Here is a 13,886-nt window from a genome sequence, read left to right as displayed (position 1 = left end):
GGCGGGCGGTGCGGAAGGTCGCGGCGGTGCGCGCCGGCTGAGACGGGGCGGCCCGGCCCGACAGGCCCAGACGGTGCACCTTGCCGATCACGGCGTTGCGGGTGACCCCGCCGCCCAATTGTTTGGCGATCTGGCTCGCGGACTGGCCTTCCAGCCAGAGCTTCTTCAGCGCGCCTACGCGGTCGTCAGTCCAGCCTGCGGTCATGCCACCCTCCAGCGAGTTTGGATTCAATATTTAGGTTCAGGCTCCCCCTCCGGGGTCTTGACCTACCACTAATCGTAAACCAGCCGTTAAGAGACGCAATATGTGCGAATCGCACTGTCCACAGAAACCAGATGTTGAATCGCTTGAGTGGCGAGTGGCGAGTGGCGAGTGGCGCCTGCTGCGTCCGCCGTCTCTGAGCCTTCCGGTCGGCGATGGTTCGCACTCTGAACGCCCGCGCCTTCTCGCCACTCGCCACTCGCCACTAACCACTCCCTTGCGAAGCCAAGCCGCAAAGCGCATCTGGCGGCCCATGACCGAGACCACGCCCGACCTGATCGCCACCCGCCCGTCCGGACTGCCGCAGCCGCGGCGCTATCCGGGGATCAACTGGATCGGGGTGCAGACCCTGTATCTGCGCGAGGTGCGGCGGTTCTGGAAGGTGGGCGCCCAGACGGTGGCGGCGCCGGTGGTGACGACCCTGCTCTATATGCTGGTCTTCGTGGTCGCGCTTCAGGACGCCCGGCCGCCGCTGCACGGCACGCCCTTCGCCCTGTTCGTGGCGCCCGGCCTGATCATGATGGCCATGCTGAACAACGCCTTCGCCAACGCCTCGTCCAGCCTGATCCAGGCCAAGATCATGGGCACGGCCACCGACTTCCTGACCCCGCCGCTCAGCCCGCTGGAGCTGACCCTGGGCTTTACCCTGGGCGCGGCCACGCGCGGGGCCGTCGTCGGTCTGGTCACGGCCCTGTGCGTCCTGCCGTTCGCGCCGCTCGGCGTCGCCAATGTGCTGGCCATCGTCTGGTTTGCGCTCGCGGCCAGTTTCATCATGGGAATGACCGGGGTGCTGGCGGGCCTGTGGAGCGAGAAGTTCGATCATCTGGCGGCGGTCCAGAACTTCATCGTCATGCCGATGACCTTCCTGTCGGGCACCTTCTATCTGGTTGAAAACCTGCCCGAGCCCTTCCGCACGATCAGCCGCTACAATCCCTTCTTCTATCTGATCGACGGTTTCCGTTACGGCTTCATCGGCCATGCAGAGAGCAATCTGACGATCGGCGTGATCGGATCGGCCGTGCTGATGGTTATCATGGGGACGATCTGCTGGCTGGTGTTCCGTTCGGGCTGGCGCCTGAAGAGCTAGGCGGCTAACGGTGGCGGATCATCCTGGGGAGGTCCGCCATGCTGTTCCGTTCGCTCGTCGCCGCTACGGCGCTTCTTGTCGCTCTTCCGGCCGCCGCCCAAGACCAGGGCGCGGCGATCCAGACGGCCGCCGCCGCCTTCGTCAAGCCGACGAACGCCGAGCGCATGGCTGTCATCGTCGATCAGCTGACCGCCGCCGGCCTGCCGCACGAAGTCCAGACCTTCGAGGGCGGTAATCAACGCACCGGTTCCATGGCCGGCTCGAACGTCGTCGTCACCCTGGGCGACGGGCCCAAGGACATCGTCCTGACCGCCCACTATGACGCCGTGAAGCTGCGCGACGGGTCGATGTCGCAAGGGATCGTCGACAACGCCGGCTCGGTCCTGGCCATGATCGAGGCGATGAAGGCGCTGAAGGGCCAAACGACCGGCCACCGGCTGATCTTCGTCATGACCGACCAGGAGGAACTGGGCCTGATCGGCGCCAAGGCCTGGCTGGAGAGCCACGACAAGAGCCGCATCCACGCCGTGATCAACGCCGACGTCGCCGCCTATGGCCGCACCGTCATGTACGGCGAGAACAACGGCGCCCAGTCGGGCTTTGTCCTGAGCGCCCTGCGCACCCAGTGCGCCGAACAGGCGGTCAACTGCATCGCCTTCCCCGTCTATCCGCCCAGCGACGACCGGGTCTTCTCGGCCGCCGGCGTGCCCGTGGTCTCGCTGGGAACCCAGGACGCGATCGGCGCCCACCAGATGTGGCTGGCCTTCAACGGGGGCGAGGACAATGGCCTGAAGGAGGGCTTCGTCCCGCCGGTCTTCCAGCGCATCCATTCGACCGAGGACAAGCTGTCCTATCTGAACGGCGAGGACGTGGCCCGCTTCGGCCGCTTCATCGCCGACCTGACCCTGCGGCTGGACCGGACGGCGCCCTGACGAAAGCCCATGGCGCCGGTGTTGACTAACACTGTCGCCCGTCCGACAACGCCTGTCCCTATGAAACCGGCTCCGTCGCGCCTCGCGTCGGGGCCGTATCGCTTTTGGAGGTCTTAGTCCCGTGTCCACGAACCATCTGATGGGTGTCTACAATCGCGCGCCGCTGGAAGTGGAACGCGGCCGAGGCGCTCGCCTGTGGTCGACCGACGGGACCGAATATCTCGATTGCGTCGCCGGCATCTCGACCAACGGCCTGGGCCACGCCCACCCCGAACTGGTCCAGGCGGTCAAGGATCAGGCCGAGAAGCTGTGGCACGTGTCCAACATCTTCCGCATCCCGGGCCAGGAGGCCCTGGCCGACGCCCTGTGCGAAAGCAGCTTCGCCGACGTGGTCTTCTTCACCAACTCGGGCACGGAAGCCGTCGAATGCGCCCTGAAGACGGCGCGCAAATATCACTCGGCCAAGGGCCATCCCGAGCGGATCGACATCTACGGCTTCGACGGCTCCTTCCACGGCCGCACCTACGGCGCCATCAACGCCGCCGCCAACCCCAGCTATACCGAGGGCTTCGGCCCCGCCATGCAGGGCTTTCACCAGCTGAAGTGGGGCGACCACGAAGCCATCAAGGCGGCCGTCGCCAATCCGACCACGGCGGCCGTCATCGTCGAGCCGGTCCAGGGCGAGGGCGGCTGCCGCGCCATGCCGGAACAGTGCCTGCGCGGACTGCGTGAGCTGTGCGACCAGCACGGCGTCCTGATCATCTTCGACGAGGTCCAGTGCGGCATGGGCCGGACCGGCAAGCTGTGGGCCCACGAATGGGCCGGCATGTCGCCCGACATCATGGCGGTGGCCAAGGCCCTGGGCGGCGGCTTCCCCATCGGCGCCTGCCTGGCCACGGCCGAGGCCGCCTCGGGCATGACGGTCGGGGTGCACGGCTCGACCTTCGGCGGCAATCCGCTCGCCATGGCCGTGGGCGGCAAGGCCCTGTCCCTGATCAACACGCCCGAGATCCTGAACAACGTCAATGAGATCGCCGGCTATCTGAAGCAGCAGCTGGCCGGGCTTCAGTCCCGCTTCCCGGACGTCATCGTCGACGTCCGCGGCAAGGGGCTGCTGATCGGGGTCAAGCTGGTCCCGAACAATCGCGAGTTCATGGCCTTGGCGCGCGACACGCAACAGCTGCTGATCGCCGGGGGCGGCGACAACTGCGTGCGCCTGCTGCCGCCGCTGAACCTGACGCTCGACGAGGCCCGCGAACTGATCACCCGGTTCGAAGCCGCCTGCGAGGCCGCCCGCGAGAGGTGGGCCGCCTGATCGGTTTCATCACAACGGGCACGGCGAATGCACCACGGCCACGACGGGAGGGAGCCTGTTTCCCCGAAAGTGAACGAGGTCGGTCGCGCCGTTATGGACGCGGCCTTCGCCGTGCATCGGGAACTTGGGCCGGGCTTGCTGGAGTCGGTTTACGAGCATTGCCTCGCCAGCGATCTGATGCGTGCGGGTCTTGCCGTTGAACGGCAGGTCGCCATCCCCGTCCACTACCGCGAAGACCGATTGGATGTCGGTTTCCGGCTCGATCTACTGGTGGAGAGTCAGGTGATCGTCGAGGTGAAAGCGATCGACGCCCTGGCGTCGATCCATACTGCTCAGATACTCACCTATCTGAGGTTTAGTCAGATCAGATTGGGCTATCTGATCAACTTCAATACGCCCAGACTAAAGGACGGCTTTCGCCGTCTGGTTTTATGATCTCACCGGCCGCCTTCCGTCGTGTTCGTCGTGACGCCGTTGTGCTCTTTGTGATGAAACTTTTTTCGCCTCGACCGGATCACCCATGACCCGCCACTTCCTCGACATCCATCAGTTGGACGCCGCCAACCTGCGCGCCATTCTGGACGACGCCCACGCCCGAAAGGCCGCCCGCAAGGGCTGGCCCCAGGGGCGTCCCGACGCCGACGCCCCGGCCAAGGACCGCGTCCTGGCGATGATTTTCGAGAAGAACTCGACCCGCACCCGCTTCAGCTTCGACGCGGCCATACGCCAGCTGGGCGGCGCCTCCATCATCGCCACGGCGTCCGACATGCAGCTGGGCCGGGGGGAGCCGGTCGAGGACACGGCCCGCGTCCTGTCGCGCATGGTCGATGCGGTGATGATCCGCGCCAATCGGCATGAGGACGTCGAACGCTTCGCCCGGGTTTCGACCGTGCCGGTGATCAACGGCCTGACCGATCGGTCGCATCCGTGCCAGATCCTGGCCGATCTGCAGACGATCGAGGAACATTGCGGCCCGATCGCGGGCAAGACCGTCGCCTGGGTCGGCGACGGCAACAATGTCTGCCACAGCTTCATGCATGCGGCGCCCAAGTTCGGCTTCCACCTGAACGTCGCCTGTCCGGCGGAATACCATCCCGACCTGCGCGATCTCGAAAAGGGCGGGGCCGCCGTGACCCTGACCAGCGATCCGCGCGAGGCGGTCAAGGGCGCCGACGTCGTGGTCACCGACACCTGGGTCTCTATGGGCGATCAGGACTATGAGGCGCGCCTGGCGGCCTTCGAGCCCTATACGGTGGACGAGGCCCTGATGGAGCTGGCTGATCCGAATGCGGTCTTCCTGCACTGCCTGCCCGCGCACCGGGGCGAAGAAGTGACTGACGCCGTCATCGACGGTCCCCGCTCTCTGGTCTGGGACGAGGCGGAGAACCGCATCCACGCCCAGAAGGCGGTCCTGGCCTGGTGTTTCGCAGGCTGATGGAAACGGCGCCGAGACGAAAATCTCGGCGCCGCCTCATGCTCTAGCTCAGATTGACGTCCGACACGCCGCCGACGTCCGGCTGGGTCTTGGTCAGATTGGCCTTCAGGATCTGGTAGCCGAAGCCCAGGCCGCCCTTGTCCGACACCCAGACCCGACCGTCCTCGGCGTCAAAGCGGATCAGGGTCAGGTGCGGGTCGTCCTTGCCGTCCGGGTACCAGGCGGCCACGACTGGATTCCAGTATTTGTCGATGCGCGCGCGGTCCTGGTCGATCGACAGGGCGCCGTGGATGCAGGCCTGAACCTTCTGGTCCTTGGCCTGGTAGCAGAACATGCCGTCCTGACCGCCCACGGCCACGTCGCGGGCGAAGTCGGTGTCGTCGCGACTGAAGAACCAGATGGTCCCGGTCTCGGGCTCGCCGAAGCCGGTCATCGGCTGATGGTGGTAGCCGGCCTGGTCCAGGCCCAGCATGCCGGTGTTGGAGTCCTTCAGACTGTCCCAGAATTCCTTCTCGGCCTGGGCAGGGGTCAGGGTGTCGGCCATGTCGTGCGTCTCCTTTTGGGGTCGCGGAGACAATGGTCGGGCTCGGATCGGGTTCCTGACGGGGGACGGCTCAGGGAATCCAGGGCGCGCGTTCGGCGCCGAACAGGGTCGCCAGATGAATCAGCAAGAGCAGGGCCAGGGCCGCGGCGCCCAGCATGATGAACCGCCAGGGCGTCATTCGCGGCCCCTTGAACGGATTGGGCGGCTGGGCGCCTCGCCAGCCGGCGAAGACCATGACCGCCAGGGCGGCGACCAGCAGGATCAGTGTGGCGTTCAGGTCCATCGGCTGCACCTGCCCAAGCCCGGTCGGTTGCGCAAGGGAAGTCTTGCCGAAGTCTTAATCTTAAGGCGACGTTAACCCTGATCGGCCCAGAAACACAGGGTGCGGCGAGATTTCCACAGGCTGGAGAGAGGCCGCAACATCTTGCGGTTAACCACACGTTTACACCCTCGATATTGGCGTTATAGCCTTGCCGCATGGGTCGGGAGCCGAATCAGTGAGCGCAGCCGCGCCTTGGAGTGTTAAGGGCATCGACCCGAAAGCCCGCGAGGTCGCCAAGGATCTTGCGCGCCGTTCAGGCATGACCCTGGGCGAGTGGCTGAACTCCATGATCATGGACGACGAGGAAGAGGGCTACGCCACGCTTCCGCGCCGCGGTCCTGTCGCCGACACCTATGACCGCCGCCATCGCGCCCGCCGTCTGGACGACGCCTATGAGCCGTCGGACGAGAAATGGCAGAGGGTCAGCGCCTCGATCGACGCCCTGGCCGCGCGGCTGGAGGCGGCCGAGCGCCGTTCGACCGTCGCCATCCAGGGGGTCGATCAGGCCGTCGCCGGCCTGGTGCGTCGCCTGGACGGTCATGACGCCCAGACCAAGGGGCAGGCCCGGCGCATTGACGACATCGCCGAGGAGCTGCGCGAAGGGCACCGCCGTCTGCGCGCCTTCGAACGGGACACCGGTCCTCAGGTTCAGGAGAGCTTCGGCAAGGTCGAACAGTCCATCGGCGCCCTGGCGGGGCGGCTGTACGACATCGAAGAGCGTCAACGCGCCGGCGTGGCGGATCTGCGTCAGCGGATGGAGGCGGTCGAAAAGGCCGCCGGACCCGGCGCCGGCTCGGATCTTCTGGCCCAGGTCGGGGCGCGTCTGGACCAGGCGCAAAGCCGCACTACCGAGGCCCTGAAGGCGCTGGAACGGTCCTTCGCCGATCTGGATCAGAGGCTGCGCGCCGCCGAGGGCCGGGTCGAGCCGGAAGGGGCCCGCGACGCCGCCCGGTTCGAAAAACTGGCCGAGACCCTGTCGCGTCAGATCGACAGCAACCGCGCCGAGATGATGCAGCGGCTCGACGCCGCCGAGACGGGCGCCCGGATCGACCGGATCGAACGGGCGGTTCAGGCCGTCAACGACCAGGTCCAGGCGTCCGAGCGCAAGGGCGCCCAGGGGTTGGAGGCCATGGGCCGCGAAGTCCTGAAGATCGCCCAGAACCTGAATGCGCGGATGCAGGCCGCCGAACGGGCGGGCGCCGAGCAGGCCGAGGCCGTGACCCGCGCCGTCAGTCGCAAGGTGGACGAGGACCTGGCGCGCCATTCGGCCCAGGTCGACCAGACCTTCGCCCGCCACGTCGATCGGGTCGAACAGAGGCTGACCGCGACAGAGGACCGTCACGCCCTGGCGCTGGAGAAGCTGGGCGGGGAGATCACCCGCATCTCCGATCAGCTCAGCGACCGGATCGTCCAGTCCGAGCGCCGCTCGCAGCAGGCGCTGGACGACATCGCGCGGCGTCTGTCGGAAAGCGCCGAGAAGATCGAGCAGCGCTACGACCGCGCCTCGGGCGAACTGGCTGAGCGGATGCGGCTGAGCGAGGAGCGCACGGCCCGTCTGCTGGCTGAAGCCCGCGAGAGCATCAGCGCCCGTCAAGCCGGTTCCGCCGACCGCCCCGCCTTTGAAGACCGGGCCGCCTCGACCGCCGACATCGCGGTCGAGGCGGGGGGATGGGACATTCCCGAGGCCGAGCCCAGGCCCCGCGCCGTAGCGGCGCGGACGGCCCAGGCCGCCGTCTCCGCCCCGGTGGAGCCGGACTGGCGCGCGGCCGTCTTCCCCGACGATTCCTTCGACGACGGCGACGACTGGTCCAGCGATGCGGCGGCGACGCCCAAGGCGGCGCCCTTCCCCTCGTCCTTCGCCGCCGCCCCGCGGACGCCCGAACCCGAGCCTGAACCCGTCACGCCTGCGCCCGAGCCCGCGCCTGTGGTCGAGGCCGCGCCGGTCATTCAGCCGTTTGGCGGCTTCGGCGGGGCCGATGTCGAGGATGCGCTGGACGCCACGGCCCCGGCTGCGACCTCGGCCTTTGCGGCTCCGGCTTCGGCGGAGACCCCCGACCTGGAGGTATCCGCACGCGAGGATGATTTCGGCGGCGAGACGGAGTTCGTCGATCCCCGGCGTCTGCGCGCCTCCATGGGCGCCGCCGCGGCGGCGGGCCGGGCCTCCTCGACCCGCTCGACCATCAACGCCGCCCGCGCCGCCATGACCGTCCCGACCCCGGTCGAGGCGCCGCGCCAGGGGTTCGGCCTGGCGCCGAAACGCGGCGGCAAGTCCAAGCTGCAGGAACGTCTGGACAAACAGGCCGCCCGCGACGGCTCGACCGTCAAGAAGGCCTTTCTGGCCTCGGTGACGGCGGTGGCTTTGACGGGCGGCGCCTATGCTTCGCTCAGCCTGGCCGACGGTTCGGGCCTGCCTGACATCAACCTGCCCGGCCTGCCGGGACGCGACGCGGCGCCGGCGGCGGCCGAGCCGGCCGCTCCGCCTCTCGCCATGGCGGTGACGCCCGCCGACGCCGTTCCGACCGCCGAGGCGGGGGCGGAGGCCTATGACCGCGCCGTGGAACAGATCGAGAGCGGCGATCCGGAAGGCTTCGAAGCCTTGAAGAAGGCGGCCAACCTCGGCTACGCCCCGGCCCAGACCTATCTGGGACAGCTCTATCTGGCCGGGGCGGACGGAGTCGCGGCCGATCCGGTCGAGAGCCGCCGTTGGGGCCGTCGCGCGGCCGAGAACGGCGATCCGCGCGGCATGCACCTTTACGGCATGCAGCTGTATGAAGGCGACGGCGGAGCGGCCAATCAGGCGGAAGGCCTGATCTGGCTGGTGAAGGCGGCCGAACACGGCCTGCCGGACAGCCAGTATAATGTCGCCCGCATCTATGAGACGGGCGCCGACGGGGTGGCCAAGAATCTGACCGAGGCGCTGAAGTGGTACATGATCGCCGCGCGCGGCGGCGACAGCGAGGCTCAGGCCGCAGTGAACCGCCTGCGCTCGACCGCCAGCGCCACGGCCCAGCGCGCCGCCCGCACCGCCGCCGAGGCCTTTGTGTCGCAGCAGTCCGCCAAGGCGACGGGCTGAGGCCGGGTTTCGGATCAAAGCCCCAGACCAGGGTGGCGGCGCGCCGTCCCCGTCGCTAAAGACCAGCTGTCGCCGTTCGGCGCTTTCCGTTTCGCTCCAGCCGAAGGCGCGTCCTTTGGATATCTATCTGCCGATCGCCGAGGTTTCGGTGAACTGGCCGACCCTGGTGATCCTGGGGGCGGTGGTCGGCTTCGTCTCGGGCCTGTTCGGCATCGGCGGCGGCTTCCTGATGGCCCCGATCCTGGTCTTCCTCGGCATTCCCCCGACTGTGGCGGTCGCCAGCCAGGCCAGCCATGTCGTGGCCTCCTCCACCTCGGGCGTGATCCGCTACGCCGGCCAGGGGGCGGTCGATTTCCGCATGGGGTTGGTGATGGCGGGCGGCGGCGCCGTCGGCGCCTTGGCCGGGGTCGAGCTGTTTCGTTATCTGCGGCTGCTGGGCCAGGCGGACCTGGTGGTGGCCCTGTCCTATCTGGTCTTCCTGGGCGTCATCGGCGGGCTGATGCTGAACGAGAGCCTGACCGAAATCCTGCGTCGCCGACGGGGTCTGCCCGCGCCGCGCAAGGAGCGTCGGCGGCCCCTGTGGCTGTACGGCCTGCCGCTGAAGATGAAGTTTCCAAAATCGGGCCTATACATCAGCGCCCTCCCGCCGTTCGGCCTGGGCGTCTTCGCAGGGGTGCTGTCGGCCCTCATGGGGGTGGGGGGCGGCTTCATCCTGGTGCCCGCCATGCTGTACGTCCTGCGGATGCGGGCCGGCGCCGTGGTCGGCACCAGCCTGTTCCAGATCATCATCACCACCGCCATCACCACTATCCTTCAGGCCGGACGCAACCAGACGGTCGACATCGTCCTGTCCACCATCCTGCTTCTGGGCGGGGTCGTCGGGGCCCAGATCGGCGCCCGGTTCGCCGGTCGGTTCCGGGCGGAGGAACTGCGCGCCGCCCTGGGGCTGATCGTTCTTCTGGTGGGGATCCAGATGGGGCTGGAGCTGTTCGTCCGGCCCAGCGACATCTTCCTGATCGCGCCCGGGGTCGCCGACTGATGCAGGCGCTTCCACCCCCTCCGCCCGCGATCGAGGCCCCTCTCACGCTTCCGGCGCCCGACCGGTCCGAGGCCACGACCGGGGAGCTGCGCGTCGCAGCCGCCCTGACCGACGCGCGGGTGCGGGTCGATTCCAGCTTCCGCGGCGCCTCGATCGTGCTGTTCGGCGCCGTCTTCAATCCGACGCCGGAACCCGCCGATGTGGTGGTGGTGGTGCGCGGACCGGACGCGCCCGTGCGTCTGGTCAAGAAGACGCGCAACATGGGCGTCTGGCTGAACAGCCGCCCGGTACTGTTCGAGGGGGCGCCCGGCTTCTACATGACCGCCTCGACCCGGCCCCTGTCCGAAATCGCCGAGTTCGGCCAGCTGCGGCGGCTGGGGGTGGGGGTCGATCACCTGAGGATCGACGCGCCGGAGGAGAGCCGCACCGTCACCCGCTACGGCGTGCGCGACGTGGTGGTCAGCCGTCTGGGCGACGACTATCTGGACTGGCGGCGCGCGGTGATCCGGCTGAAGGAGGCGGCGGCCCTTTACGACACCGATCCCAAGGGGGTCGAGTTCGTGGACCGTGGCCTGTTCCGGGCCGAGGTGAAACTGCCCACCGTCGCCCCGACCGGCAAATATTACGCCGAGGTCTGGCTGTTCCAGGACGGGGAGCCCCAGTCGGTTTCGAACCTGACCCTGACGGTGGAGAAGGTGGGTCTGGAGCGAGACATCTATGAGTTCGCCCATCGTCGGCCGTGGCTTTACGGCCTGGTCTGCGTCCTGTTGGCGGCCCTGACGGGCTACGGCGCCTCGCGCGTCTTCAGTCGCCGGAACTGAAGCCCAGTTCGGCCCGCAGGGTCTCGGCCGTCAGGCCGCCGGCGCGCAGTTCCGCCAGGGTCACGGACCGATCCCGCTTGGCGTAGCGCCGCCCGTCCGGCCCGGTCAGCAGGGGGTGGTGGCGATAGACGGGGGAGGGCCAGCCCATCAGGGTCTGGATCAGCCGCTGCACATGGGTGGCCTCGAACAGGTCCTGGCCTCGGATCACATGGTCGATCCCCTGCACGGCGTCGTCATGGGCCACGGCCAGATGATAGGCGACGCCCGCGTCCTTGCGGGCCAGCACCACATCGCCCCCCGCCTCGGGCCGCACCGGGATCAAGCCGGTCTCGCCGCCCGGTCCCGTCCCTTCCTCGACGAAGGTCAGGCCCCTCCAGACGGCCTCCCCCAGGACCTGCCGCGCCCGATCCAGCGACAGCCGCCAGGCGAAGGGCCGACCCGCCTCCAGAAACGCCGCCTCCTCCTGCGCCGGATGGGGGCCCGGCCGCACCGCCTCCATCGCCCCGTGGGGCGCATCGCCCAGGCCGTCCAGGATGTCCTTGCGCGTTCGGAAGCACCGGTACAGAAGCCCCTGACGCCGCAGATGGTCCAGAACGGCGGCGTAATCGTCCAGATGCGCCGACTGGCGCCGCACCGGCGTCTCCCAGTCCAGCCCCAGCCAGGCCAGGTCCTCCAGAATCCCGACCTCGAACTCCGGGCGGCAGCGGGTCGGGTCGATGTCCTCGATCCGCAGAACGAACCGCCCCCCGGCCCTCCGAGCCGCAGTCCAGGCGGTCAGGGCGGAAAAGGCGTGGCCCTTGTGCAGGCGGCCGGTGGGGGAGGGGGCGAAACGGGTGGCGAACATTTCCCTGATCCTAGCGGTTTCCGGACCCGAACGGCGCCCCGCCCTTTTCGAGAGCCCACATCGGTCCCAGAGCCTGATCCGTTGAGGAGGAACCGCTTCGCGGTTCCGCTGAAACGGTGAATCAGGCTCCGGATTAGAGCGAGAGCATGATTCACGCTTCTGCCGGAACCGCCTCGCGGTTCCGCCTGAAACGATCATGCTCTAAGTGTGGGCGATGCCCGTCGCCCCGACAGTCCAGGATATCGCCGCCGCTCGAGACGCTCTGGCCAAGGCCGATCCCGCCCTGGCGCGGGCCCATGCCCAGACGCCCGCCTTCGAATGGCGGCTGCGGCCTGGCGGCTATGAGGGTCTGTTCCGCATGATCGTGGAACAGCAGGTCTCGGTCGCCGCCGCCGCCTCCATCTGGGGGCGCACGGTCGAGGGGCTGGGCGGGGCCGTGACGCCGGAGGCGGTGCTGGCCCACGACGTCGAGGCGCTGCGCGCCTTCGGCCTGTCGGGGCAGAAGGCGCGCTACGGACGCGAGATCGCCCTGGCCCAGGTGGAGGGGCGGATCGACCTGGATCATATGCAGACCCTGTCGGACGAGGCCGCGATCGCCGCCCTGACCGCCATCCGGGGCGTCGGCAAATGGACGGCCGAAACCTATTTGATGTTCTGCGAGGGGCGGCTGAACGTCTTTCCCGGCGGGGACGTGGCCTTGCAGGAGGCCATGCGCTGGGCCGACCGGGCCGAGGTCCGGCCGAACGAGAAACAGGCCTATGCCCGGGCCGAGCGCTGGCGGCCGCATCGCGGGGTGGCGGCGCATCTGCTTTGGGGATGGTATGGCGGGGTGCGGCGCGGCGAGATCGCGCTGGAGGATCACACGCCATGACCCCGCTGGACCCCGCCCTGACCGAGCCGCTGCGCAACCCCCAGACCGTGCTGGCGGCCCTGGACTTCGCCGGGGTGGCGGTCTTCGCCGCCACGGGCGCCCTGGCGGCGGCGCGGGAAAAGCACGACGTCGTCACCTTCGCCTTCTTCGCCGCCATCACCGGCGTCGGGGGCGGGACCCTGCGCGACCTGCTGCTGGGCCTGCCGGTCTTCTGGGTCCAGGACTGGCGCTATATGGCCGTCTGCCTGTCGGCGGCGGTGGTGCTGTGGCTGATCGGCCAGAGGGACTGGCGGTTCCGCGCCCTTCTGTGGCTCGACGCCGTCGGCCTGGGCGCCTATGGGGTCATGGGGGCGGCCAAGGCCGAGGCGGCCGGGGCCCACCCGCTGATCTGCATCGTCATGGGCACCTTGACCGCCTGTTTCGGCGGGGTGGTGCGCGACACCCTGGCCGGCCAGCCGTCGATCCTGCTGCGGCGCGAGATCAACGTCACCGCCGCCATCCTGGCCGCGACCCTCTACATCGTCCTGAGGATGCCCGAGACGCCGATCTGGCCCGCCGCCATCGTCGCAGCGATCGCCGGCTTCATGCTGCGCGCGGGCGCCCTGCGCTGGGGATGGACCCTGCCGGGGTTCCCGGCGCGAAATTGACCCGGTTTCGTCGTCTGTTCGTCATGGCGACGTCTTCGAATCGGCGCTAGGTTATGAGCCTCTGACTAGGGAAGGAGATCCGTCTTCAATCCTGTCGCCTCCATATCCTCCGCTGTGAGCGGGAGGGCCTGATGCAGGTTCTCCATCGACCGCCGTCGGGCTTTCCGGCCCTGGTGCTGAATGCGGATTTTCGGCCCCTGTCTTACTATCCCCTGTCGCTGTGGCCGTGGGAGGAGGCGGTCAAGGCGGTCTATCAGGATCGGGTGGACGTGGTGTCCCTGTACGAGAAGGTGGTGCGCTCTCCGTCGATGGAGATGCAACTGCCCAGCGTCATCGCGCTCAAGACCTATGTGGATCAGGATCGCAGCCCGGCCTTCACCCGGTTCAACGTCTTCCTGCGCGACGGCTTCGCCTGTCAGTATTGCGGCGCCTCCACCGAACTGACGTTCGACCATGTGATCCCTCGGTCCCAGGGCGGTCGCACGACCTGGGAGAACATCGTCGCCGCCTGCGGTCCCTGCAATCTGACCAAGGGTGGGCGGACGCCGCGCCAGGCCCTGATGCCGATCCGGCGCGAACCCTATCGCCCCAACGCCTGGCAGCTTCAGGAGGCGGGACGGCGTTTCCCCCCCCATTATCTGCACCAGAGCTGGCTCGATTACCTGTACTGGGACATCGAGCTGGAGCCCTGAAT

General features: G+C 68.3%; 15 protein-coding genes. 11 read left to right on the top strand and 4 right to left on the bottom strand.

Going from position 1 to position 13,886, the window contains the following annotated elements; translation table 11 throughout:
- A partial coding sequence (locus AC07XS_RS12460) for a GcrA family cell cycle regulator (protein WP_321208105.1) occupies window positions 1-205 on the bottom strand: 205 nt, incomplete at its 3' end.
- A gap of 310 nt (window positions 206-515) precedes the next feature.
- Here AC07XS_RS12460 and AC07XS_RS12455 point away from each other — a divergent pair.
- From AC07XS_RS12455 to argF, 5 genes are all read left to right on the top strand, one after another.
- Window positions 516-1,349, top strand: a complete 834-nt coding sequence (locus AC07XS_RS12455; RefSeq protein WP_182714628.1) for an ABC transporter permease — start codon at window positions 516-518, stop codon at window positions 1,347-1,349.
- 38 nt (window positions 1,350-1,387) lie between these two features.
- The gene (locus tag AC07XS_RS12450) at window positions 1,388-2,281 is read left to right on the top strand and encodes a M20/M25/M40 family metallo-hydrolase (RefSeq protein WP_182714627.1); all 894 of its coding nucleotides are present in this window, start codon (window positions 1,388-1,390) and stop codon (window positions 2,279-2,281) included.
- A 97-nt stretch (window positions 2,282-2,378) separates the two neighbouring features.
- A complete protein-coding gene (locus tag AC07XS_RS12445) occupies window positions 2,379-3,596 on the top strand; it encodes an aspartate aminotransferase family protein (RefSeq protein ID WP_263596102.1) in 1,218 nt (405 codons plus the stop codon).
- Between the two features lie 27 nt (window positions 3,597-3,623).
- Complete coding sequence (locus AC07XS_RS12440) at window positions 3,624-4,031, top strand: GxxExxY protein (protein WP_182714625.1); 408 nt, start codon at window positions 3,624-3,626, stop codon at window positions 4,029-4,031.
- Window positions 4,032-4,116: 85 nt separating this feature from the next.
- Window positions 4,117-5,031 (top strand): ornithine carbamoyltransferase, encoded by a 915-nt coding sequence (gene argF, locus AC07XS_RS12435; protein WP_182714624.1) that lies wholly within the window; start codon window positions 4,117-4,119, stop codon window positions 5,029-5,031.
- 43 nt (window positions 5,032-5,074) lie between these two features.
- On the opposite strand, the gene AC07XS_RS12430 is transcribed toward argF, so the two are convergent.
- The gene (locus AC07XS_RS12430; RefSeq protein WP_182714623.1) at window positions 5,075-5,575 is read right to left on the bottom strand and encodes a pyridoxamine 5'-phosphate oxidase family protein; all 501 of its coding nucleotides are present in this window, start codon (window positions 5,573-5,575) and stop codon (window positions 5,075-5,077) included.
- Between the two features lie 70 nt (window positions 5,576-5,645).
- On the bottom strand, window positions 5,646-5,858 hold the full coding sequence (locus tag AC07XS_RS12425; protein WP_152949135.1) for a hypothetical protein: 213 nt from the start codon (window positions 5,856-5,858) through the stop codon (window positions 5,646-5,648).
- A gap of 214 nt (window positions 5,859-6,072) precedes the next feature.
- Here AC07XS_RS12425 and AC07XS_RS12420 point away from each other — a divergent pair, with 214 nt between their 5' ends.
- The 3 genes from AC07XS_RS12420 (at window position 6,073) to AC07XS_RS12410 (ending at window position 10,830) form a co-directional block, all read left to right on the top strand.
- The gene (locus AC07XS_RS12420; RefSeq protein WP_494732674.1) at window positions 6,073-8,970 is read left to right on the top strand and encodes an SEL1-like repeat protein; all 2,898 of its coding nucleotides are present in this window, start codon (window positions 6,073-6,075) and stop codon (window positions 8,968-8,970) included.
- Window positions 8,971-9,085: 115 nt separating this feature from the next.
- Entirely contained in the window at window positions 9,086-10,009 is a 924-nt protein-coding gene (locus tag AC07XS_RS12415; protein ID WP_182714622.1) for a sulfite exporter TauE/SafE family protein, read from the top strand.
- Entirely contained in the window at window positions 10,009-10,830 is an 822-nt protein-coding gene (locus tag AC07XS_RS12410) for a TIGR02186 family protein (RefSeq protein WP_182714621.1), read from the top strand. The genes AC07XS_RS12415 and AC07XS_RS12410 overlap by 1 nt, the downstream gene beginning before the upstream one ends.
- On the opposite strand, the gene gluQRS is transcribed toward AC07XS_RS12410, so the two are convergent.
- Entirely contained in the window at window positions 10,814-11,674 is an 861-nt protein-coding gene (gene gluQRS, locus AC07XS_RS12405; RefSeq protein WP_182714620.1) for a tRNA glutamyl-Q(34) synthetase GluQRS, read from the bottom strand. The genes AC07XS_RS12410 and gluQRS overlap by 17 nt on opposite strands.
- 214 nt (window positions 11,675-11,888) lie before the next feature.
- Between gluQRS and AC07XS_RS12400 the strand changes: the two genes are divergently transcribed.
- The 3 genes from AC07XS_RS12400 to AC07XS_RS12390 all read left to right on the top strand — a co-directional run bounded on the left by AC07XS_RS12400 (window position 11,889) and on the right by AC07XS_RS12390 (window position 13,884).
- Window positions 11,889-12,545 carry a DNA-3-methyladenine glycosylase family protein gene (locus AC07XS_RS12400; RefSeq protein WP_182714619.1) on the top strand — a complete coding sequence of 219 codons (657 nt, stop codon included), beginning with the start codon at window positions 11,889-11,891 and terminating at the stop codon, window positions 12,543-12,545.
- Window positions 12,542-13,192, top strand: a complete 651-nt coding sequence (locus AC07XS_RS12395) for a trimeric intracellular cation channel family protein (RefSeq protein ID WP_182714618.1) — start codon at window positions 12,542-12,544, stop codon at window positions 13,190-13,192. Before AC07XS_RS12400 ends, AC07XS_RS12395 begins: the two co-directional genes overlap by 4 nt.
- Window positions 13,193-13,323: 131 nt before the next feature.
- On the top strand, window positions 13,324-13,884 hold the full coding sequence (locus AC07XS_RS12390; RefSeq protein WP_054764217.1) for an HNH endonuclease: 561 nt from the start codon (window positions 13,324-13,326) through the stop codon (window positions 13,882-13,884).
- Window positions 13,885-13,886 lie beyond the last annotated feature (2 nt).

Source organism: Brevundimonas sp. GW456-12-10-14-LB3 (assembly GCF_059424365.1).
The sequence above is the reverse complement of the archived record's forward strand: the minus strand, read 5'-3'. Positions and strand labels throughout refer to the sequence as shown.

Coding starts and splice junctions, on each gene's coding strand:
- AC07XS_RS12455 (WP_182714628.1), top strand. CDS start 516: ATGACCGAGACCACGCCCGACCTGATCGCCACCCGCCCGTCCGGACTG.
- AC07XS_RS12450 (WP_182714627.1), top strand. CDS start 1,388: ATGCTGTTCCGTTCGCTCGTCGCCGCTACGGCGCTTCTTGTCGCTCTT.
- AC07XS_RS12440 (WP_182714625.1), top strand. CDS start 3,624: ATGCACCACGGCCACGACGGGAGGGAGCCTGTTTCCCCGAAAGTGAAC.
- argF (WP_182714624.1), top strand. CDS start 4,117: ATGACCCGCCACTTCCTCGACATCCATCAGTTGGACGCCGCCAACCTG.
- AC07XS_RS12430 (WP_182714623.1), bottom strand. CDS start 5,575: ATGGCCGACACCCTGACCCCTGCCCAGGCCGAGAAGGAATTCTGGGAC.
- AC07XS_RS12425 (WP_152949135.1), bottom strand. CDS start 5,858: ATGGACCTGAACGCCACACTGATCCTGCTGGTCGCCGCCCTGGCGGTC.
- AC07XS_RS12410 (WP_182714621.1), top strand. CDS start 10,009: ATGCAGGCGCTTCCACCCCCTCCGCCCGCGATCGAGGCCCCTCTCACG.
- gluQRS (WP_182714620.1), bottom strand. CDS start 11,674: ATGTTCGCCACCCGTTTCGCCCCCTCCCCCACCGGCCGCCTGCACAAG.
- AC07XS_RS12400 (WP_182714619.1), top strand. CDS start 11,889: ATGCCCGTCGCCCCGACAGTCCAGGATATCGCCGCCGCTCGAGACGCT.
- AC07XS_RS12395 (WP_182714618.1), top strand. CDS start 12,542: ATGACCCCGCTGGACCCCGCCCTGACCGAGCCGCTGCGCAACCCCCAG.
- AC07XS_RS12390 (WP_054764217.1), top strand. CDS start 13,324: ATGCAGGTTCTCCATCGACCGCCGTCGGGCTTTCCGGCCCTGGTGCTG.